The organism is Streptomyces platensis (genome assembly GCF_008704855.1).
GTDB classification, from domain to species: domain Bacteria; phylum Actinomycetota; class Actinomycetes; order Streptomycetales; family Streptomycetaceae; genus Streptomyces; species Streptomyces platensis.
The window spans coordinates 842,919-862,598 of record NZ_CP023691.1 but is presented as its reverse complement, the minus strand read 5'-3'; the positions used below and the strand labels follow the sequence as shown (position 1 = coordinate 862,598).

20 protein-coding genes are annotated in these 19,680 nt (G+C 72.6%); 11 read left to right on the top strand and 9 right to left on the bottom strand.

Annotation, left to right across the window (positions count from 1 at the left end; all coding sequences use genetic code 11):
• Positions 1–245 precede the first annotated feature (245 nt).
• The 3 genes from CP981_RS03750 (at position 246) to CP981_RS03740 (ending at position 3,236) form a co-directional block, all read left to right on the top strand.
• Positions 246–863, top strand: coding sequence for a hypothetical protein (locus CP981_RS03750; RefSeq protein WP_143658842.1), 618 nt, complete (start codon positions 246–248; stop codon positions 861–863).
• Positions 856–2,139: an MAB_1171c family putative transporter gene (locus tag CP981_RS03745; protein WP_085923623.1), complete on the top strand. Its 1,284-nt coding sequence runs from the start codon at positions 856–858 to the stop codon at positions 2,137–2,139. Before CP981_RS03750 ends, CP981_RS03745 begins: the two co-directional genes overlap by 8 nt.
• Before the next feature lie 116 nt (positions 2,140–2,255).
• On the top strand, positions 2,256–3,236 hold the full coding sequence (locus tag CP981_RS03740; RefSeq protein ID WP_085923622.1) for a phytoene/squalene synthase family protein: 981 nt from the start codon (positions 2,256–2,258) through the stop codon (positions 3,234–3,236).
• 51 nt (positions 3,237–3,287) lie between these two features.
• On the opposite strand, the gene CP981_RS03735 is transcribed toward CP981_RS03740, so the two are convergent.
• Together CP981_RS03735 and CP981_RS03730 are read right to left on the bottom strand one after the other, a co-directional pair.
• On the bottom strand, positions 3,288–4,019 hold the full coding sequence (locus CP981_RS03735) for a helix-turn-helix domain-containing protein (RefSeq protein ID WP_143658841.1): 732 nt from the start codon (positions 4,017–4,019) through the stop codon (positions 3,288–3,290).
• A gap of 380 nt (positions 4,020–4,399) precedes the next feature.
• Positions 4,400–5,644 carry an MFS transporter gene (locus CP981_RS03730; RefSeq protein ID WP_085923651.1) on the bottom strand — a complete coding sequence of 415 codons (1,245 nt, stop codon included), beginning with the start codon at positions 5,642–5,644 and terminating at the stop codon, positions 4,400–4,402.
• A 138-nt stretch (positions 5,645–5,782) separates the two neighbouring features.
• Between CP981_RS03730 and CP981_RS03725 the strand changes: the two genes are divergently transcribed.
• From CP981_RS03725 to CP981_RS03710, 4 genes are all read left to right on the top strand, one after another.
• The gene (locus tag CP981_RS03725) at positions 5,783–6,712 is read left to right on the top strand and encodes a LysR family transcriptional regulator (RefSeq protein ID WP_085923620.1); all 930 of its coding nucleotides are present in this window, start codon (positions 5,783–5,785) and stop codon (positions 6,710–6,712) included.
• A 196-nt stretch (positions 6,713–6,908) separates the two neighbouring features.
• Positions 6,909–7,982: an ABC transporter substrate-binding protein gene (locus CP981_RS03720; RefSeq protein ID WP_085923619.1), complete on the top strand. Its 1,074-nt coding sequence runs from the start codon at positions 6,909–6,911 to the stop codon at positions 7,980–7,982.
• A gap of 77 nt (positions 7,983–8,059) precedes the next feature.
• Positions 8,060–9,067, top strand: coding sequence for a FecCD family ABC transporter permease (locus CP981_RS03715; RefSeq protein WP_244330001.1), 1,008 nt, complete (start codon positions 8,060–8,062; stop codon positions 9,065–9,067).
• The gene (locus CP981_RS03710) at positions 9,064–9,852 is read left to right on the top strand and encodes an ABC transporter ATP-binding protein (protein WP_085923617.1); all 789 of its coding nucleotides are present in this window, start codon (positions 9,064–9,066) and stop codon (positions 9,850–9,852) included. Before CP981_RS03715 ends, CP981_RS03710 begins: the two co-directional genes overlap by 4 nt.
• 16 nt (positions 9,853–9,868) lie before the next feature.
• Here the strand turns inward: CP981_RS03710 and CP981_RS03705 are convergent, their stop codons facing one another.
• Together CP981_RS03705 and CP981_RS03700 are read right to left on the bottom strand one after the other, a co-directional pair.
• Positions 9,869–10,840: an L-tyrosine/L-tryptophan isonitrile synthase family protein gene (locus CP981_RS03705; protein ID WP_425282108.1), complete on the bottom strand. Its 972-nt coding sequence runs from the start codon at positions 10,838–10,840 to the stop codon at positions 9,869–9,871.
• Positions 10,834–12,102, bottom strand: a complete 1,269-nt coding sequence (locus CP981_RS03700; RefSeq protein WP_085923615.1) for a cytochrome P450 family protein — start codon at positions 12,100–12,102, stop codon at positions 10,834–10,836. The genes CP981_RS03705 and CP981_RS03700 overlap by 7 nt, the downstream gene beginning before the upstream one ends.
• Positions 12,103–12,358: 256 nt before the next feature.
• On the opposite strand from CP981_RS03700, the gene CP981_RS03695 reads away from it, so the two are divergent.
• Genes CP981_RS03695 through CP981_RS03685 form a run of 3 tightly spaced genes read left to right on the top strand, consistent with a single transcriptional unit; the run spans position 12,359 to position 15,545 of the window.
• Complete coding sequence (locus CP981_RS03695; protein ID WP_085923614.1) at positions 12,359–12,640, top strand: hypothetical protein; 282 nt, start codon at positions 12,359–12,361, stop codon at positions 12,638–12,640.
• Positions 12,637–15,075, top strand: a complete 2,439-nt coding sequence (locus tag CP981_RS03690) for a heavy metal translocating P-type ATPase (RefSeq protein ID WP_085923613.1) — start codon at positions 12,637–12,639, stop codon at positions 15,073–15,075. The genes CP981_RS03695 and CP981_RS03690 overlap by 4 nt, the downstream gene beginning before the upstream one ends.
• Positions 15,072–15,545 (top strand): copper chaperone PCu(A)C, encoded by a 474-nt coding sequence (locus CP981_RS03685; RefSeq protein ID WP_085923612.1) that lies wholly within the window; start codon positions 15,072–15,074, stop codon positions 15,543–15,545. Before CP981_RS03690 ends, CP981_RS03685 begins: the two co-directional genes overlap by 4 nt.
• Before the next feature lie 80 nt (positions 15,546–15,625).
• Here CP981_RS03685 and CP981_RS03680 read toward each other — a convergent pair whose 3' ends face one another.
• Positions 15,626–16,219: a sigma-70 family RNA polymerase sigma factor gene (locus CP981_RS03680; RefSeq protein ID WP_085923611.1), complete on the bottom strand. Its 594-nt coding sequence runs from the start codon at positions 16,217–16,219 to the stop codon at positions 15,626–15,628.
• 49 nt (positions 16,220–16,268) lie between these two features.
• On the opposite strand from CP981_RS03680, the gene CP981_RS03675 reads away from it, so the two are divergent.
• On the top strand, positions 16,269–16,559 hold the full coding sequence (locus CP981_RS03675) for a zf-HC2 domain-containing protein (protein ID WP_085923610.1): 291 nt from the start codon (positions 16,269–16,271) through the stop codon (positions 16,557–16,559).
• A 212-nt stretch (positions 16,560–16,771) separates the two neighbouring features.
• Here the strand turns inward: CP981_RS03675 and CP981_RS03670 are convergent, their stop codons facing one another.
• The 4 genes from CP981_RS03670 to CP981_RS03655 all read right to left on the bottom strand — a co-directional run bounded on the left by CP981_RS03670 (position 16,772) and on the right by CP981_RS03655 (position 19,652).
• Positions 16,772–17,539 carry a PE-PGRS family protein gene (locus CP981_RS03670; RefSeq protein WP_085923609.1) on the bottom strand — a complete coding sequence of 256 codons (768 nt, stop codon included), beginning with the start codon at positions 17,537–17,539 and terminating at the stop codon, positions 16,772–16,774.
• Positions 17,540–17,727: 188 nt separating this feature from the next.
• Positions 17,728–18,024 carry a hypothetical protein gene (locus CP981_RS03665; RefSeq protein WP_143658840.1) on the bottom strand — a complete coding sequence of 99 codons (297 nt, stop codon included), beginning with the start codon at positions 18,022–18,024 and terminating at the stop codon, positions 17,728–17,730.
• Positions 18,025–18,241: 217 nt separating this feature from the next.
• Entirely contained in the window at positions 18,242–18,457 is a 216-nt protein-coding gene (locus CP981_RS03660) for a ferredoxin (RefSeq protein ID WP_085923607.1), read from the bottom strand.
• Positions 18,458–18,461: 4 nt separating this feature from the next.
• On the bottom strand, positions 18,462–19,652 hold the full coding sequence (locus CP981_RS03655) for a cytochrome P450 (RefSeq protein WP_085923606.1): 1,191 nt from the start codon (positions 19,650–19,652) through the stop codon (positions 18,462–18,464).
• Between the last annotated feature and the right edge of the window lie 28 nt (positions 19,653–19,680).

The window sequence follows — 19,680 nt, the reverse complement described above, 5'->3', positions numbered from 1 at the left end:
ACTCTCCGGGCCACGAAAACTCATCGCTGTGTCCGTTGCGGTCACCGCACCAGGGCGTGTCGCTCCCGGCCGGAGCACCGGGTAACTTTTGGCTTGCGCAGGGCTTCCTCCGCCCCTCGTCCCGGGAGGAAGGTTCCGTGCGGCCGTAGCCGACAACCCTTACCCACCGGGATCGCAGTCGTCCCGGGTCGCGTACCCTTCCGTCCTCACCCCGAGCGCAGCAACAGCTGTAGGAGTATCCGTTCATGTGGTGGCCCCGTCGTCATGGTCCCGCGCGGCAGGCGAAAGCGCCGCAGCCCACCCGCCACCGGCCGCCCAGCTCCCCGTGGACCTCGCTCCGGGAGCAGTTGGCGGTCTTCTTCGCGACCTGGTCCGTCACCCGGCTCGTCCATCGCGACCTCGGGCTGTCCGGCGTACGGGACATGCAGGGACTGGTCGACGCGGTGGCCGTACGGCGCAACAAGCCGATCACGATCACCGAAGTGCCGCTCCCGCAGCAGGTGTCCGGGTTCTGCGCCCGGGGCAAGGACCGTGACTTCATCGTGGTGGATTCCACCGCGAACGAACTGACCCGTCTGCACGTCAGCCTGCACGAGCTGTTCCACCTGTGGGAGGAGCACCCGGCCGAGGACGGCTCCGTCGGCCAGCTCATGACCGAGGAGACCGTGCGGCAGCTCCTTCCCGGACTGAGGACGGGTCCGGTGCTGAAGGTCCTCAACCGCTCGCACTACGACAGCGCTCATGAGCGGCGGGCAGAGGCCTTCGCCACCGTGATGCTCCAGCGCCATCTGGAACTGCGGCGCGATCAGCGCACCAACGGGTTCCTCTCCTCGGCGCTCTCTCATAGGAGGTCCGGTGTCTGAGGGCGTCTCGAACGTCGTCTACCTGATCATCGCGGTCATCGACTTCGTGATCGCCGGGTGGAAGTGCCTGGCACTGCTGCGCGATCCCACCCCGACGCTGTCCTTGATCACGGTGAACTTCGTGGCGTCCGGCCTGGTGTTCGCGATGGCCGCACCCGCGGGGTACCGGATGCTGGGGGACCTCACCGGCGTCCCCAGCTTCGCCACCCTCCCCGTCTACATCGGCATCCTGAGCTGCTTCTCCCTCCTCCACCTGCTCACGATGCTGTGGGATCCCCGGTTGCGGCAGAGCCCGGCGGTGCTGCGCCGCCGGGTCACGGTGTGGTCGGCGGTGTATCTCGCGGCCCCGGCCGTCATGGTCGTCGCGTTCTGCTCGGCCGATCTGTCCGGGCCGATGGATCCGCTCAAGTTCAACACCGACTTCGCGGGTGACCCGCTGATCCAGGTCTTCCTGGCGGTCTTCCTCGCCACCTTGGCCTGCGGAACCCTCAACACCTACCGGCGGTGCCGCAAGCTGAACCCGGCGGACCCCCGGTTCCGGCGCGCGCTGCGCTCCTTCGGCACCGCGATGCTGTTCGTCTTCGGCTATGTGGTCTGCTCCGTCCCGGCCATCGTGCTGGCCGCCCTCGGCAACCACGCCCTGGATGCCGTGGGGGTGCTCGGCTCCACCTTCGGCTCGATCGGCGCCCTGATCACCAGCTACGGCCTCTCCGGAGCCGCGGTGGGCGCGTGGCTGCGCGAACGCCGGGACATCAAGGCCCTCCAGCCGTTGTGGGACCTCGTCGTCGAAGGCGTCGACGAGGACCTCGCCTTCAGCGTGGACAGCGCACGGAGCCATCGCCTGGCATGGAACGTGGGATTCAACCTGCACCGCCGGGTGATCGAGATCCTCGACGGGATGCGCGCGCTGCGTCCCTGGGTGTCGCCCCTGCCCGCGGCCGCCGTCCACGCCGCGCAGGAGGCATCCCGTGGCACCGCCGACGCCCGGCCGCTCTCGGAACAGGAACTCCAGGCGGCGGCCACCGCCGCCGCCCTGCGGGACGCGGCCCAGCGCCTCCAGGCCGCCCGGCTGGAGGCGGCGGCACAGGGGCATTCCGGCCATCCGCAGCCGCCTGAGGGACCGCAGGTGGCACTGCCCGGCGAGGACACCCCGGCCTCCGACGAACGCCAGCGGCTGCTGCGCGTCGCCCAGGCGCTCACCGCCCCGCTGGTCACCACGGCGCTCCAGGTCGTGCGCGTACAGCGGTCCGCCACCGAGGTGCCCGAAGGGCAGTAGTCCGCCACGGCAGAACTGGCCCGCTCCCGTACCGGCCAGGGGGTGCCGGGACGGACCGGTCCTCTCGGCCGCGATCACCTAAGGTGATTCCGCACTCGAGGAAAGGGGCGCTGACGATGGCCACATGGCCGAAGACGCTCGACCAGGCAGGGATCACCGATCCCGCACTGCGTCGTGACTACAGCGAACAGCGTCAGCTGGTGGCGCACTACGCCCGCGCCGAGTACACCGCCGTGCGGTTGCTCCTTCCCGCGCAGCTGGTGCCCGACGTCCTCGCCGCGACCGCGTTCATGCACCACAGCGACAACCTCATCGACCAGGGACCGGCCGAGGAGCGCATCGCCGCGCTCGCCGACTGGGAGAGCCGGGTGCAGGCCGCGCTCAAGAGCGGCGAAGCCGACCAGCCCGTGCTGCGGACGCTCCTCGACACCCTCGCCAGGCAGCCGCAACTCCGGCAGTACGTCGAAGACTTCCTCGCCGGGGCGCCGCTGGAGGTGAAGACGGCGGGCTTCGCCACGGAACGCGACTTCCAGCACTACATCGACGGCTATTCGCTGCCCGCCTTCCTGCTCATCGCCTGCCTGCTGGGCGACGGAGCGCCCACCGCCGCGTACGTCGCCGGCTGCCGGACCTTCATCGAGGCGAGCCAGCGGCTGGACTTCCTCAACGACCTCGCCGAGGACCTGGCCGACGGACGCCTCGGCATCCCCGAAGAGCTCCTCACCCGCCACGGCCTGACCCGCGACGGACTGACCGGTACCGGCCCGACCGGCAAGGACGGCGCCGCCGTTGACGGGTTGCGCCCGCTGCTCGCTGACCAGGTCCGGCAGATCCGCTCGGGCCTGTCGGCGTCGTACGGGCTGGTGGATCTGGTGCCCGCCCGCAACCGGCCGTTCGTCCGGGCTCTCGTCAGCATTCAAGGCCTCACCCTGCGCGCCGCGGCGCGGAAGGGGACCGCGCTGCTCGATGGTTCCGCCCGGCCGCAGGTGGCGGCGGCCCTGCGGATTCTCGCCCGGGAGTACGCGGCGGCCCGTCGCGGCCGTGACACGAAGCCGGCCGTCAGCGGTAGCGAGCCGACGGCAGGTAAGACGGCCTGATCCTGGAGTCGGACCGGGCGGGCCGGGCGGACCGGCGACGTCCGGTCCCGTTCAGCCGGCGGGCCGGTCGGGGGACGGACGCTCCTCGTGCTCGGGCCGGGCCAGGCCCAACAGCCCCTGGATCAGGGGGAAGACCCGTCTTCTGCTCTTGGAGGGCAGCGAGCGCATACGGTCCGTGAGCTCCCGTACCTCAGGATCCTCGCCCTCGGGCCGGCTCAGAACTTCGGACAGCGCGTGCCGGAGTTCCCGGTCGATCCTGCTGTCGCCGCTGGTGCCGCTGCGCATCGCCAGCCGGTTGATGCCCTTGCCCCTGAGCAGTGCGAGATGGGTCAGCTGCTCATGCGTCGACTGGAGTGCCCGGTACAGCGCCTGACGTTCGGTGGCGGTGAAGAAGCCCGGCTCGACCTCGAAGAACTTCTCCAGTTTCCGGGTGACATCCAGCCCGGGGCTCTTCCGCTTCCCGTTCAGGAGGTAGCCGACCTGGCCGTGGGAGATGCCGGCTCCCGCACCGATCTCGTCGAGGGTGTACATCTTCCCGTCGGGCTTGCGGCGGGTCTCCCGCAGGAAGACGAGGCGGTCCTGGAAGGAGTCCTGCATCTGCTCGGATTCCTCGCCACTGTCATCGAGCAACGCCTGTACGCGGGGGACCGGGAGGCCGGTCCGGTGCGAGAGGTGATCGATGTCGATGACGTCGCGCCCGAGGTCCAGGTCCCGGAGAAGCTCGTCGATCGCTGCGACGACGGCTTGAAGACCATCCGCCGGGTGCATGTCTGAGGCATCCATGGCGATGGGCGGTCTCCTGGTCGGTGGACAGACGGGACGGCGGCACGCGCGCAGCCGCTCCGAGGTTAGCGGTAGCCAGCACCGTACGCCATGAAGGGCACAACAATTGTGTCAAGGGGCATCTTTCGACGGCCCGTGAAGTCGTCACCAGCACTCTTGAGTTAAACGATTGTTGACAACGTGGGTTTGGTTGAAGGATCCTCACCAAGGCGATGCCGCTGAACGACCGGCGGGCACGTTGCGCAGGGGGCCGCTCACATATCTTCCGCACCTCGCAACTGCCGCCCTTCCCGGCGGTGGTGCCGGGCTCCACAGGGGAGAGCCCGGCACCACACCGCCTGTTGGCCGCATACGACGCCCCAGAGGGCGACCGGGCCGTGTCAGAGGTGACTTCCGGCCACTTCCCGCTCGTGCCGCGGCGCGTGCGCGTGCCGGGGGAGCAGGAGCGGGCTCACCAGCAGGAGGAGACCGGCGACCGCGATCGCGGTGCGGGGGCCGGTGAGGGCGGCCAGCACGCCCCACAGGCCGGTCAGGGCCGCGGTGGTGGCCTTGCTGGTGACCGACCATGCGGACAGGGTGCGGGTGATCCGGTCCGGCGGCGTTCGGTCGAGCCGGTAGGTGGCGAACACCGGGGTGAAGACGCCCATGCAGGTGATCAGCCCCAGCTCGACGATCATGACGAGTACCAGCCCGGCGGTGCCGGGGCGGACGAGGACCAGCCCGAGCGACCAGCACGCCCGCAGCGTCCCCGCGGTGTACAGGACCTTGTGCTGCCCGAACCGCGCGACGAGCCGGGGGGCCAGTCGTGCGCCGATCAGCCCGCCGACGCAGGGCACCGCGAAGGCGAGACCGTACTGCCAGGGCGCGAACCCGAGCCGCCCGAGCAGAAGGACGGCCAGCAGTGGCGACGTCGCCATGATCAGGCCGTTGACCAGAATCGTGTTGAAGAACAGCGGGCGCAGCACCGGGTGGGTCAGCAGGTACCGCCACCCTTCGAGCAGGTCCCCGGCCCGGAGCCGTGGTGCACCGGTGCGTACGGGCCGCGGCTCCTTGCCGCCGATCGCGCGGATTCCCACGGCGGAGAGCAGATAGCTGACCGCATCGGCCAGCACGGTCAGCACCGGACCGAACAGCCCGATCGCGGCCCCGCCGAGCGGCGGGCCGAGCACGGTGGCGGTCCAGTTCGTGGACTCGAACCGGGAGTTCGCGACGAGCAGGTCCGCCGGCCGCACCAGCGCCTTGAGGCAGGCGCCGCCGGCCGCGTTGAAGGTGATGTCCGCCGCGGCGACGACGACCGACACGACCAGGAGCTGGACGAAGCTGAGCAGACCGAGGGCGTACGCGACGGGGACGGTCAGCAGTGCCGCGCACCGCGCCAGATCCATCGCGATCATCACCGGCCGCTTGCGGCGGAACTCCACCCACGGGCCGAGCGGCACCGCCACCGCCGCTCCCACCGCCAGCCCCGCGGCGGCCAGCAGCGACACCGCCGCCGACCCGGTGTGCAGCACCAGAACCGCGATCAAGGGAAACGCGTCGAACGCGAGCCGGGTACCGAACGCACTGACCCCGTACGCCGCCCACAGCCACCCGAACTGCCGCCCCAGCGACCGCCTGCCCCGCACGCCCACCACGCCCCTCGATCCCCCGTCCCGACAACTCCACGTTGACCGGGTCCATCAAAGCCAGCAGCAAGCCCCCGATCAAACAACCGAACCACCCGGCAGGCCACAACCACACGTTGTGTAACTACACTGCCGGGCGTGGATCTCACCGCCGTACGCACCGTCGTCGCCGTCGCCGACGCGGGGCAATTCCAGGACGCCGCCACCACCCTCTCGATCACCCAGCAGGCCGTCTCCAAGCGCATCGCCGCGCTGGAGAAGGACCTCGGTGTGCGGCTGTTCACCCGCACCGCGCGCGGCGCCCGGCTCACCATCGACGGGCAGGCGTTCCTGCCCCACGCCCGTGAGCTGATCCGTGCCGCGGAGCGGGCAGCCGCCTCGGTCCGGCCCGGCAGCCGCGCGCTGCGCGTCGATGTGATCGGCCGGCGGCTCTGCCCGGCGGGTCTGCTGCGCGACTTCCACCGCGCGTATCCCGACACCGAACTCGACGTGGTGACGCTCTTCGACGCCGACGCGGCCATCGCCGCGGTCCGCTCGGGCACCATCGACGCGTCCTTCCGCGCGGTCACCCTGCCCGCGCGCCAACTCCCCGACGGCGTCGAGGCCGCCTGGGTCTTCGACGAGCCCATCCAGCTGCTCACCGGACCGGCCCATCCGTTCGCCACCGCCCGCACGGTCACCCCCGCGCAGCTCGCCGGACACCGGATCTGGATGCCCGGCATCGTCGCCGGTACGGAATGGGCCGCCTACTACGAGGACCTCGCCACCGAGTTCGGCCTCACCATCGAGGTGACCGGCCCCGACTTCGGCACCGAACCACTCCTCGACACGATCGCCGACTCCGCCTCACTGGCCACCTTCGTCGGCGCGGACACCCGCCTCGTCTGGCCCGCCGACCAGGACTTGCGCCGCGTGCCCGTACACCACCCGACACCGGTCTACCCCCACTCCCTGATCCGGCGCACCGACAACCCCCACCCCGCCCTCACCACCCTGCGCACCTACCTCGGCTCCACACGGCCCGCCGACCGCGCGGAGGGGGTATGGACGCCGCGATGGGCGCGGTGAGGGATGCCGGGGGCAGGTGACGGCTGCCGGAGTGGGTAGGGCGCTTCCTCCCGCCGAAAAGGACACCCCCTCCCGGAACCGCCCCCGCTGCCCGGCCGACTACCTGTGCCGGGTCGCGTCTGCGGTCCGCCGGGCGCCGTGGGCGGCCGGTGATGCGGCCGGTGTACCGGCTGGTGAGGCATAGGGGAGAAGCACGATGCGTCCTTGGAAGTTGTGCGGTGTCGCGGTAGTTGTCGCGGTGGCCGCCACCGGGTGCGGCGGCGGAGCGGGGGGCGGGCCGGGTGCGGACCAGGGGGCGCCGGGACACGGCGGGGCGGGTTTTCCCGTACGGGTCGCCGACTGCCAGGGGGCCACCACCACCTTCTCCGCCGCGCCGCGCAAGATCGTCACCAGCAATGCCGCCGCGCTGGAGATGCTGCTGCGGCTGGGCGCCGGTGACCGGGTCATCGGGACCGGTTTCCCGCCCGGCAAGGGCACGTTGCCCGGTGGGCTGGATGCCGGGGCCCGCAAGGTGCCGGTGCTGTCGAAGTCCGTGATCCCCAAGGAGAAGCTGCTCGGCTCGGGCGCCGATCTGTACATCGACTCCTTCGCGGCGATGAAGATCATGGGCAAGGCCGGTGACGCGCCGACCGCGGAGGAGTTCAAGGCGGCCGGCATAAAGCACCTCTACCTGGCGTCCACCGCGTGTGCGCCGATGGCCGAGAAGCCGCAGCGCGATCTGTCCGGTGTGGAGGGGGACATCAAGCGGCTGGGCGCGGTGACCGGCACCGCCGAGCGGGCGGACGCCCTCGTCGCGGGGATGCGGGCGAAGGTCGGCAAGGTACGCCGGGCGGTCGGCGACATCCCGGCCGGCAAACGGCCGACGTACTTCTTCTTCGACTACGACGCCGGAACCAAGCAGCCGGTCGCGGTCTGCCGCAAGCAGGTGGCCAACGCGGTGATCGGCCAGGCCGGGGCGCGCAATGTCTTCGAGGGCTGTGACGGCGACTTCAAGCCGGTGTCCTGGGAGGACGTGGTCGCCAAGAACCCGGACTGGATCCAGCTCGGGGTCCGCAACCGGGGCGACGCGAAGGCCAACGCCAAGGCGTTCGACGAGGCCGCGGCGTTCCTGAAGAGCTTCCCCGCCACCAAGGGGCTCGCGGCGGTGCGTAAGGAGAAGTTCGTGCGGATCGGCTCGGAGCGGACGACGGTCGCCGGGGTCGGCACCGCGGACGCCGTCGAGGAGATCGCGCACACGATCCACCCCGAGCGTTTCAAGGCGGCGCGGTAGTGGCCGCGACGGTCACCGATCCGCGCGTAGGCGAGGAAGGGGCCGAGCAGTCCGGGCGGTGGACGCCGCGTGCCGGGCTGCTCGCCCTGGGGCTGGGGGTCGCGCTGGTGGCGGCCCTGACCGCGGCGGTCTCGCTGGGCGCCACCGATATCGCGCCCGGACATGTCTGGTCGGTGGTGTTCCGGCGGCTCGGCGGCGCGCCGCCCCGGCCCGGCACCGACGACCTGATCGTGTGGCAACTGCGCGTGCCCCGCGCCCTGTTGGCGGCGCTCGTGGGGGCAGGACTCGGCCTGGTGGGGACCGCGACCCAGGCACTGGTGCGCAACCCGCTGGCGGACCCGTATCTGCTGGGGATCTCCAACGGCGCGTCGCTGGGCGCGGTCACCGCCATCGTGCTGGGCGTCACGGCCGGCGGGAGCCTGGGGCTGGGGCTCTCGGGGGCCGCGTTCGCCGGGGCGCTCGGCTCATTCGCGCTGGTGTGGTGGATGGCCCGGCGCGGCGGGGGATTCTCCCCGCTGCGGCTGGTGCTGGCCGGTGTGGGCGTCGGGCAGTTCCTGTCCGGCTTCACCAGCTACCTCGTACTACAGGCCGGGGATGAACAGCAGACCCGCAGCGTGCTGTTCTGGCTGATGGGCAGCCTGAGCGGGGCCACCTGGGAGGTGTTGGGGCTGCCGGCCCTCGCAGTCGCCGCCGGACTGCTGGCCCTCCAGGCGCGGGCCCGTGCCATGAACGCGCTGATCATGGGCGACGAGACCGCGGCCGGGGTGGGCGTGGACGTCACCCGGCTGCGCCGCGAGCTGTTCGTGGTGGCCGGACTGCTGACCGGAGTCCTGGTCGCGGTCTCCGGTGCCATCGGCTTCGTGGGCCTGATGGTCCCGCATCTGTGCCGGCTGCTCCTCGGCGGCGACCACCGCCGGCTGCTGCCGCTGTCCGCGCTGACCGGTTCGCTGCTGCTGGTGGTGGTGGACCTCGTCTGCCGTACGGCCATGGACACCCAGGAACTGCCGATCGGTGTGGTCACCGCGATGATCGGCGCGCCCGCGCTGCTGTTCATCCTGGACCGGCGGCTGGAGGAGGGGCGATGAACGTCGAGATCGAGGAACTGCACGTCGGCTACGCGGGACGGGATGTCGTCGCCGGAGTGCAGCTGATGGCGGCGGCCGGTGAGATCGCCGGGCTGGTCGGGCCCAACGGCAGCGGCAAGTCCACCGTGCTGCGCACCGTCTACCGGCATCTGCGGCCCACCGCAGGACGGGTACTGCTCGCCGGGACCGACCTCCGCACGCTCTCCCCGGGCCGGACCGCCCGGCAGGTCGCCGCGCTGCCCCAGGAACGCGGCAGCGACTTCGAGCTGACCGTCCGCGAAGTGGTGACCATGGGCCGTACGCCCTACAAGCGGGCCTTCGCGGGCGACGACCGGGCCGACCGGGAGACCGTGGCCCGCGCGCTGGCCGCCGTCGGCATGGCCGGACAGGGCGCCCGCCGCTTCTCCACCCTGTCGGGCGGGGAACGTCAACGGGCGCTCCTGGCACGGGCGTTCGCCCAGGACCCGGAGGTGCTGGTGCTGGACGAGCCCACCAATCACCTCGATGTACGCCACCAGGTGGAGCTGCTCGCGCTGCTGCGCGCTCAGCGCCGTACCACGCTCATCTCGCTGCACGATCTGAACGCGGCGGCGTCCCTGTGCGACCGGCTGCATGTGCTGCACGCCGGACGGGTGGTGGCGTCCGGAACGCCCCGTGCGGTGCTGACGCCGCAGCTGCTGGCCGAGGTCTTCGGGGTGCGCGCCGCGGTGACCGAGCATCCGCTCACCGGGGATCCGCTGATCGCCTTCGACCACCGGGAGCCGCTGCCCGCCGACGGCGGGTGACACCCACCCCGCCCCCTCACCCGGCCACGAAGTGGCTCGGCCGCCCCTGGCGGTACACCAGCCGGCCGAGCCGCTCGGCCGCCGCCCGGTGCAGCAACTCCCGCCGCTCGTCGGCATGTTCGAGCACGCACGAGTGCCAGGGCGTCAGCCACGCATCGGGCGCTTCGAGCAGCCGGATGCCGAACTTCGCCGAGCCCCGCGGCTGCGGGTGGATGGAGAGCCGGAACGCCTCCGGGTGGTGGGCGGCGATCAGCTCGCCCCAGGCGCGGCTGCGCTGCATCACCCCGTACGCGCGCCGCCGGCAGCTGCGCTGAAGTGCCGAACGGGTCCCGGCGAAGGCGACGGAGTCCTCGAAGAGGAACCGGGTGATGCCCTGGTACAGCCGCCGGGTCGGCTCGTCGGTTCGGGTCAGGGACCGCAGGGTCTCCAGGTCCGGGGCGTAGCGCTCGTGGACCAGGGACCGCTTGGCGTCGTGGGACAGCCGCTGCCCGTAGACATCCCGCAGATCGAAGACCTCGAGCCGGGTCAGACCCTCGTCGTGGATCAGTGCGCGCAGCGCGTCGGCATAGGCGTCGATGTCACGGTCCGGCACCTGGATGAGATCGCTGAAGACATGCCCGTCCGAGCAGATGACCACCCGCGCCCCGGGCGGGTGGTGCACCGCGATCCGGGCGCAGAGCGCGTCCAGGAATCGCAGCGCCAGCCGTTCGCCCTCGTCAGGGAGGTGCCCTAACACCTTGGCCGGGTTGGGGGACTTGCAGGGGAAGCCCGGCAGGGTGAAGACGATCGGCTCACCCGCGGCCACCGGGACGGCGAGCTGCCGCAGGTGGGCGGGGAAGGCGTCGGGGGTGTCCGCGTGACCGGTGTCCAGGGTGCGCCGGTAGGGCAGGAGCGCGGCGAGCACCTCGGCACAGCGGGCCGGGATGTCGGAGGGCGCCACCGGGCGCGGGGGCGCCGGGTGGGTCAGCGGCGGCGGGCTGGTCAGCACGCGGCATCGGACCCGTTCGCACCGGAGCCCGCGTACGGGCAGCCGCCGTAGGTCACCGGCAGCCGGCCGACGCCGCGCGCCAGCACTGCCGGGGTCCATGCCAGCTTTTCCTCCGGGACGGCGAGCCTCAGCTCCGGCAGCCGTCTCAGCAAGGTGCCCAGGGCGATCTGGAGTTCGATACGGGCGAGCGCGGCGCCGGGGCAGAAGTGGATGCCGTGGCCGAAGGCGAGATGCGGGTTGGGGGTGCGGTCGAAGTGCAGGGCGTCCGCTTCGGGGAACTGCCGGTCGTCACGGTTGGCCGCGCTCAGCGACACGATGACGGAGTCGCCCGCCGGGATCCGGGTGCCGTACAGCTCGGTGTCCTCGGCGAAGAACCGCCAGGTCGTCAGCTCGAAGGCACTGTCATGGCGCAGGAGTTCCTCGACGGCGTGCGGCAGCCGTTCGGGGCGGCTGGCCAGCGCCTTGAGCTGCGTGGGGTGGCGCAGCAGGGTGACCAGCGCCGTGGTGATCTGGTTCGTGACCGGTTCCTGTCCCGCCACCAGTAGTTGGAAGACCATCGAATCGAGCTCTTCCCGGCCGAGTTGGCCCGCATCGCGGGCGGCCACCAGCCGGGAGAGCAGATCCTCGCCGCCTTCGGCGCGCTTGTGGCGGACCAGATCGGCGATGTACTGCTGAAGCCCGCGCAGCCGCGCCTCGTACGCCGGCCGGCCTGGGTCCTCGGGCCCCACGGGCTGGACGACCTTGCCCCAGTCCCGGTCGAAGTGGTCCGCGAACTCCGCCGGCAGCCCGATGACTTCGGCGAGCACCTGGAAGGGGAAGCGGGCGGCGAAGACCTCGACCAGGTCGGCGCCGCCGCTGTCCGGCAGCCCGTCGAGCAGTGCGTCGGCCATCGCCTGGAAGCGCGGGCGCAGCGCCTCGACCCGCTGCGGGGCGAAGGCATCGGTGATCAGCCGGCGCAGCGCGGTGTGCCGCGGCGGGTCCTGGTGGAGCAGATGCACCTGGAGCTGGGAGTGCTGGGGCTCGGGCATGATCGAGGCGCGGGCCCGCCAGGCCGCGTTGCCCCGCGAGTGGTGCTTGCCCAGCCGGGGGTCGGTGAGGGCCCGGTGCGCGGCTTCGTAGCCGGTGACGAGCCAGGCGCACACCCCGCTGGGGAAGCGCACCCGGTGGACCGGGCCGCGCTCGCGCAGCTCGGCGTACAGGGGATAGGGGTCGCGTTTGTACTCCGGTCCGTACAGCTCGACGGGTTCGGACGATGGGGACACGGTGGCTCCTCAACGGTGGGGGTCCGGCGCCCGGTTGGCGCGGCGTTGGAGAGGTCGGGCAACGGGAGCGCCGAGTTCCCGCCGGGGGAGGTGATTTCGGCCGGGGCGGGAGAAGAGGGGCGTGGGGACACCGTCCAAACCCAGGTAGTCGGGCGCGGCGGCCGGTGAGTTCCGGCGGCGGAACAGGACAAACCTCACGTGCGCACAACCCCCGTATCGGCCGCCGGCCGCCGCCGTCAGCTGCCACGATGACGCGATGTCCAGCTCTTCGGCCGACCGCAGTCGGCCCCCTCTTCGCCAGGCCGTCACACGGCTGCTGCCCGCCCGGTCGGTCATCGGTTTCCTCGGGCTGCTGGTGGTGCTCGGCATGCTGTCGTACGCGGCCGGGACCGCCGTCGGGCCGGTGGCCCCGGGGCTGCACCCGGCCGGCGGCACCCGTACGGGAGGGTCCACGCCCACCGATGACGGGGACATGGGCGGTATGCACGGCATGGGCGCCGCGGCCCCCCGCCCGGTACCGGTGGGAGCACCCCGATGACGCCGGAGCCCCGGCCCGTCACCCCGTCGCCGGACCTCGCCCCCACCCCGGCCCGCAGCACCACCCTCACCATCGGCGGGATGACCTGCGCCGCCTGTGTGGGCCGGGTCGAGAAGAAGCTCGGCCGGCTGGACGGCGTCGCCGCCTCGGTGAATCTCGCCACCGGCCGGGCCACGGTCAGCCACCCCGCGGCGGTCTCCGTCACCGACCTCATCAGCACCGTCGAGGCGGCCGGGTTCACCGCACAGCTCCGTGCACCCACCCCCGAGCCGGCCCCGGAGGACGGGCTGCCGCCCACCGGCCACCAGGACGGCCCCGACACCCGCGACGCCCCGGAAACCGCAGGCACCGAGGACCCACCGGACGACGGCGCCCGCGCCGAGCGGCACCGGCTGCTCGCGGTCGCCCTGCTCTCGATCCCCGTCCTGGTCCTGTCGATGGTGCCCGGCTGGCAGTTCCGCAACTGGCAGTGGCTGTGCTTCGTGCTCGCCGCCCCTGTCGCGGTCTGGGGCGCCGCCCCCTTCCACACCCGTGCGCTCCGCGGGCTGCGGCACGGCGCGGCGACCATGGACACCCTGGTCTCCCTCGGCGTCGCCGCCTCCTTCCTCTGGTCCACCTATGCGCTGTTCCTCGGCGGGGCCGGAGCGCCGGGGATGACGATGCCGTTCAGCCTGCTGCCCAGCGCGGGCGACGGCACGGCCCACGTCTACCTCGAAGCCGCCGTCGGCGTACCGCTGTTCGTGCTGGCCGGACGGCGGATGGAGGCCAGAGCCCGGCGCGGCACCGGCGCCGCCCTCCGCGCGCTGGCCGAACTCGCCGCCAAGGACGTCGAAGTGCTGACGCCTGACGGCATGGGGGTCCCCCCGCTCGGGCGGAGCCGAGAGCGGGGGAGGCGCATCCCGGTGAGCCGGCTGCGGGTAGGTGACCACTTCCTGGTCCGGCCCGGCGAACGGATCGCCACCGACGGCACCGTCGTGGCGGGCAGCTCCGCCCTGGACCTGTCCCTGATCAGCGGCGAGAGCCGCCCCGTCGAGGTCGGCCCGGGTGCGGCCGCGGTCGGCGGCGCGGTCAACTCCGGTGGCCTGCTGGAGGTACGGGCCGACGCGGTGGGCGCCGACACCCAACTCGCCCGCATCACCAAGCTCGTCGAGGACGCCCAGACCGGCAAGACCAAGGTCCAGCGGCTCGCCGACGCGGTGGCGGCCGTCTTCGTGCCCGCCGTCCTGACCGTCTCGGTCAGCGTGCTGGGCTTCTGGCTCGGCGCCGGAGCCGACCCGCAGGCCGCGATCACCGCCGCGGTGGCCGTCCTCGTGGTCGCCTGCCCCTGCGCGCTCGGGCTGGCCACCCCGACCGCCCTGCTGGCCGCCACCGGACGGGGCGCCCAACTGGGCATCCTGGTCCGGGGGCCGGAGGCGCTGGAACGGCTGCGCCGCATCGACACCGTCGTCCTCGACAAGACCGGCACCCTCACCACGGGCCGGATGAGCGTCACCGCCCTCACCGCGCGCACCGGCGGCCTCGACGCCGCGGCGGCGCTGCGGCTGGCCGCCACCGTCGAGCAGGGCTCCGAGCATCCGCTGGCCCGCGCGGTCACCGCCTACGCGGACGAACAGCAGCCGGGCCAACCGCTGCCGCCCGTCACGGACTTCAGCGCCACTCCGGGGCACGGCGTACGCGGCACCGCGGACGGCCGCCGGGTGGAGGTCATCCGGCCCGGCGACCTCACCGGTCTGCCGGCGCCGCTGCCGGACGCGGTGCACACCGCGGAGGAGGCCGGCCACACCGCCGTCCTGGTCACCGTCGACGGCACCCCGGAGGCCGTGCTCGCGGTCGGCGACACCCTCCGCCCCGACAGCTATCGCGCCGTCGACCGGCTGCGCCGCCTGGGACTGCGGCCGGTGCTGGCCACCGGCGACCGGGCGGCGACCGCCCGCGCGGTGGCCGGCCATCTCGCCATCACCGAGATCCACGCCGAGGCCCGCCCCGAGGACAAGGCCGCCCTCGTCACCACCCTCAAGGAACAGGGCGGCCGGGTCGCCGTCGTCGGCGACGGGGTCAATGACGCGGCGGCCCTCGCGCTCGCCGACCTCGGGATCGCCATGGGCGGCGGAACCGACGCCGCGATCGGCGCGGCCGATGTGACCCTGGTACGCGAGGACCTCCAGGCCATCGCCGACGCCGTGCACCTGGCCCGGCGCACCCTGGGCACCATCCGCGGCAACCTCGTCTGGGCCTTCGGCTACAACCTCGTCACCCTGCCGCTCGCCGCCGTCGGTCTGCTCAGTCCGATGCCGGCCGCGGCTGCCATGTCCGCCAGCTCACTGCTCGTCGTGGGCAACAGCCTGCGGCTGCGCGCCTGGCGGCCGGGCGGCGCCGGCACGTCCGCCCGCCGCCCCCACAGCCCCCGGGCGCAAGCACGTTGGGAGACCCGATGAAACGGCTGCCCCTCTCGGCCGTCGCCGTACCGCTGGTCACCTGCCTGGTGACGCTCAACGTCCTGGCCCTCTGGACCGCCACCGGCAACGCCGGAACCCCCGCGAAGCTGAGCGTCCCCGAGGGCCGGGTGCTGATCGCCGGCGGATCCGAGGCCACCGCCGCGTTCTTCACCATCCGCAACACCGGCGGCGCGGACGACGTCCTGACCGGCGTCACCGGCCCGGCCGGCCATCGCGCGATGCTCAGCCGCACCGTCGACATCGGGAACAACGCCCGCAGGATGGCGATGGCCGGCACCGTCACCGTCCCGGCCGGCGCCGCCCTGAGGATGACGCCGACCGGCCTGGACGTCATGGTCAGCCCGCCGCCCCGGCTCGCGCCCGGCGACCGGCTCACCTTCACCCTGCACTTCCGCCACAGCCCACCGCAGACCGTACGGGCCCGCGCGGTACGCCCCGGTGACGGGTGAAGCGGCCGGAGCCACGGCGGGACTCACGGAACGGGCCCGCGCCCGTCCCTGAGCCCCGCCGCCCGCGGGCGAGCGGCCCGTCAGGCCACGGCATCCGCGTAGACCCGCGGCCCCTCGGCCGTTTCGGGCCGCTCCGCGTCCGTCAGCAGCGCGACCAGCGTCTCCCGGGCGCGCGCGACCCGGGACCGTACGGTGCCGATGGGACAGCCCATCACCCCGGCCGCGGCCGCGTACGGCAGCCCCAGCAGCTGGGTGAGGACGAACGCCTCCCGCCGCTCCGGTGCCAGCGCCGCCAGCAGTTCGGCCAGCGCGACGCCCTCGTCGAACCCTGGCACGCCACGCGGCTGCACCCGTTCCGCTGCCGACTGCCAGTCGTCCGTCGCGGCCAGCCGGGGCCGGACCGCCTGGGACCGGATACGGTCCGCCACGACCCGACGGGCGATCGTCAGCAGCCAGGTCCGCGCCGAGGACCGGCCCTCGAACCGCGGCAGACTGCGCAGCGCCCGGACATAGGTGTCCTGCACCAGGTCGTCGGCCGCCTGCGGATCACCGCTCAGATGCGTCACATAGCGCCGCACATCGAGCTGCGTGGCCCGCACGAACTGCTCCACGGCCCGCTCGTCACCGGTACGGGCGGCCAGCGCCCAGCCCGTCACCGCCTCGTCATCCCGCATCCCGCGACCGCCCCTCGCCGCCCGGCGCGGCTTCGGGGAGGATGGACACATGCTCTGCTCGCGTATCCGTACGGCACTCTCCGCCCGCCTCGACGGCGAGGAACTGCCCCCCGGACTCACCGCCCACCGGCTCGACGGCCATCTCGCCGGCTGCCCGGACTGCCGGCGGTGGCACGCGCAGGCACAGGCTCTGACAGCGCGGCTCGACCGTGCCGCCGCGCACCCCGAAGACGACCGGGCGGCCGCCGATGCGCTGCTCGCCCGGCTGCGGTCGGCTTCCGTACTGCCGGGCCCGGTCTCTCCCGGCACGGCGGACACCGGCGGCAAACGGGCCGGTTGACCCGGCGGCTCGCGGGCGCCCGCCCCCGCTCACCGGTGCGGATGCGGATGCGGGCGGCGGTGCCACCGGCATCCGGACAGGATTCATCATCTGGAGTCCTTCGCATGATCCGGCCACCGCGCTCCGGCGGGGACCGGTGAAGTCGGAGCCGGGACCTGGGCGCGTGCATCGGCGCCCGTCCGTCCTGCCGGCTCGGGAATTCGTCCGCGCTGTCAGACGACAGCCGGTTCCCGCGGCGGACCCCGCAACGACCTCGTATGCGCCAGCAGCAATTGCCGCACCGCGTGCCGTGGCTCCTGCCGGGCGGTGCGCACGGCGGGCCGCGCCTCGGGCAGCACGATCCGCAGGACCAGCACCAGGGGCGCGAACAGCCAGGCCGACACGGTCCGTACGAGCTGGAACGCGGCCCGTTCGCCGCCCCACAGCCATCCGGCGCTGATCAGGGCGACCAGCAGGTGGGCCGCGAGCATGCCGGTCGCGCTGCCGTGCATCCCCGGCATCTGCTGCGCGGGGTCGGCCATCCCGGCCATGTGGCCGCCTGCCATGTGCTCCATGCCGGGCATCCGGCCCCCGTGCCCCGTCGAGGGCATGGCCGCCATCTGCTGATGCATCATCCGCATCAGCTCGGCGCGGTCAGCTCCGGAGGACGGCATTCCTTGGGCGCCGCACAGCCAGCTGTCCGCCCACTGGCGCATGAGCGAGCGCTCGCCGCCACCGGAACCGGTGACCGCCTGGCCGAAGGAGAAGGCGGTGTGCAGGGCGGCCTGGGTGCCGACGGTCAGCAACCCCACCAGCAGCGGGCCACGTTCCCGGCCCGCGCAGCACCAGGCACCGGCCGCGGTGCCCACCCAGGCGGTGAGCAGCAGCCGGCCGGGTATCACGGCATCCGACATCACCGCGTGGCCCAGCGCAGCGAGCAGTACGCAGACCGCCGCGAACACCGCGGCCCGCAGCCCTCTGAGAACCTGCCCCGCATCCATGACAGGGCCATCGTCGCACCCCGGCCTCACAGCGGAACGAGAGGGGCCCCGACCTGCCGTTTCCCCGGGCGCCGGGCGGCATGTGACGGTCCGGGGGCGGGGCGGCCGTCCGCCGGTCGCCCCGTACACAGCGGCGTCGCCCGCCCCGATGGCTTCGGGGCGGGCGACGCGAAGGCGCTGACGTGTGGTCAGGACATGTTCTCTTCGGCGTCGAGGTACGCCTGGATCCGCTCGTCCAGCGCGTTGGCCTCCGCACGGGCGCGCTGGGCGGCCTCGTGCTCGCCTTCGTTGTCCAGGCGCGCAGCCTTGGCCTTCAGGTCGGCGGACTGCTGACGCAGCTCGTCGATGTTGACGCTGATGGCGCCCCCGGCTGCCACGCTCTGCCGGGCGACGGCCGTGGTGGCGGCCTGCGCGGGCAGCGCCGCGAACAGCACACCGCCGGCCACGGCCGCCGTCACGGCGAGAGCGGAAATACGTCGATGCATGAGATCCCCCTGGTCGAAAAATGGGTCGTTACCGGTCAGTAAGCCTACATGAAATGATCTTGTGTTCCGACCACGGAGGGTGAGGGGGCGGGGCGGCCGCGGGCGTGGGCCGCGCGTAGCTCCCAACTGGACTGACAGCGCCGGGAGTTCGCGCTGACCAGCGGCGATCACGCAAACGGGGCGTGGCCGGCGCCACGCCCCGTCGGTATCCGCTGTCCTACGGCCGGGGTCCGACCACCTCCGTACCGTCTCGGACAGTGATGGCGGCGGCCGGGCAGACATCGGCGGCGTCCAGGGCGCGCTCGTCCTCCTCGATCCGGTCCTTCAACGGCCGGGCATACGCGCCGTCCACGACGAAGAGGTCCGCGGCGATGGCGGCGCAGGAGCCCGAGGCGATGCACTGCTGCGGGTCGATCTCCACCTTCCAGGTCATCCGTTCACCACCCCACCGGCATGACCCGCGGCCCGCGCACCAGCATCTCGCTCTTCCACACCACGTCACCGGCCAGGCGCAGGTCCGGGAAGCGGGTGATCAGGGCGCCGATCGCCTCCTGGAGTTCCAGGCGGGCCAGCGGTGCACCGAGGCAGTGATGGACACCGTGCCCGAATCCGAGGTGCTGCATTCCGGTCCGGGAGATGTCCAGCGTCCCGGGTGCGTCGAAGCGCAGCGCGTCCCGGTTGGCGGCGCCCACCGCCACCAGGACCGGGGTTCCGGCCCGCACCAGCGTCCCGCCGACCTCGACGTCTTCCGTGGCGTAACGGGCCTGGCTCGCGCCGCTGCCCAGCGGTACGAAACGCAGCAACTCCTCCACCGCGCCGCCGATCAGCTCCGGCCGCTCGCGCAGCAGGGCCAGCTGGCCCGGGTGGTCCAGCAGCGCGAGCACGAAGTTGGGGATCTGCGTGGCGGTGGTCTCGTGCCCGGCGACCAGAATGCCGACGCACAGGTCCACGAGTTCGACTTCGGACAGCCGGTCGTTGACATCACGGGCGTCGATCAGCGCCGTCATCAGATCGTCCTGCGGAGCGCGCCGGTGCTCCTCGATCAACTGCCGCATATAGGCGCGCAGTTCTTCCATGTTGGCGTCGAATTCCGCCGCGGTCAGGGAACTTGTCGACAAGGCGGCATCGCTCCACACCCGGAACCGCGGCCGGTCCTCGGCCGGCACCCCGAGCATCCGGCAGATCACGGCCACGGGAATGGGCAGGGCGTAACGGTCCACCAGGTCGGCCGGCGGCCCGGCCGCCTCCAGCTCGTCGAGCAGCTCGTTCGCCAGCTGCTTGACCTGCGGCCGGAGCTTCTCGACCTGGCGCACGGTGAAGGCCTTGGCCACCAGTGTCCGCAGCCGGGTGTGATCGGGCGGGTCCATTCCCAGGATGCCGCTGTCGGTGCGCCCTTCGGACTGCCGGGGCTCGTCGTGCCGGGCGCCCTCGGCGCGGCTGAAACGCTGATCGCCGAGGACGAACCGGGCCTCGGCGTACCGGGTCACGAGCCAGGCCGGCTCGCCGTAGGCCATTCGTACCTTCAGCAGACCCGGCCGGTTGCGGGCCTGTTCGTACTCTTCGGAAAGCTCAAGGCTCTCGGGAACATTGAAGGGGTAGGAGAGGGGTGCTGTGTCGGCTGTGGTCAAGGCGACCTCCCTTGTGTAAGCACCTGCT

Bases quoted from the DNA above. Each gene is read 5' to 3' on its own strand.
- CP981_RS03750 (WP_143658842.1), top strand. From the start codon at position 246: ATGTGGTGGCCCCGTCGTCATGGTCCCGCGCGGCAGGCGAAAGCGCCG.
- CP981_RS03740 (WP_085923622.1), top strand. From the start codon at position 2,256: ATGGCCACATGGCCGAAGACGCTCGACCAGGCAGGGATCACCGATCCC.
- CP981_RS03735 (WP_143658841.1), bottom strand. From the start codon at position 4,019: ATGGATGCCTCAGACATGCACCCGGCGGATGGTCTTCAAGCCGTCGTC.
- CP981_RS03720 (WP_085923619.1), top strand. From the start codon at position 6,909: ATGCGTCCTTGGAAGTTGTGCGGTGTCGCGGTAGTTGTCGCGGTGGCC.
- CP981_RS03710 (WP_085923617.1), top strand. From the start codon at position 9,064: ATGAACGTCGAGATCGAGGAACTGCACGTCGGCTACGCGGGACGGGAT.
- CP981_RS03695 (WP_085923614.1), top strand. From the start codon at position 12,359: ATGTCCAGCTCTTCGGCCGACCGCAGTCGGCCCCCTCTTCGCCAGGCC.
- CP981_RS03690 (WP_085923613.1), top strand. From the start codon at position 12,637: ATGACGCCGGAGCCCCGGCCCGTCACCCCGTCGCCGGACCTCGCCCCC.
- CP981_RS03685 (WP_085923612.1), top strand. From the start codon at position 15,072: ATGAAACGGCTGCCCCTCTCGGCCGTCGCCGTACCGCTGGTCACCTGC.
- CP981_RS03680 (WP_085923611.1), bottom strand. From the start codon at position 16,219: ATGCGGGATGACGAGGCGGTGACGGGCTGGGCGCTGGCCGCCCGTACC.
- CP981_RS03675 (WP_085923610.1), top strand. From the start codon at position 16,269: ATGCTCTGCTCGCGTATCCGTACGGCACTCTCCGCCCGCCTCGACGGC.
- CP981_RS03670 (WP_085923609.1), bottom strand. From the start codon at position 17,539: ATGGATGCGGGGCAGGTTCTCAGAGGGCTGCGGGCCGCGGTGTTCGCG.
- CP981_RS03665 (WP_143658840.1), bottom strand. From the start codon at position 18,024: ATGCATCGACGTATTTCCGCTCTCGCCGTGACGGCGGCCGTGGCCGGC.
- CP981_RS03660 (WP_085923607.1), bottom strand. From the start codon at position 18,457: ATGACCTGGAAGGTGGAGATCGACCCGCAGCAGTGCATCGCCTCGGGC.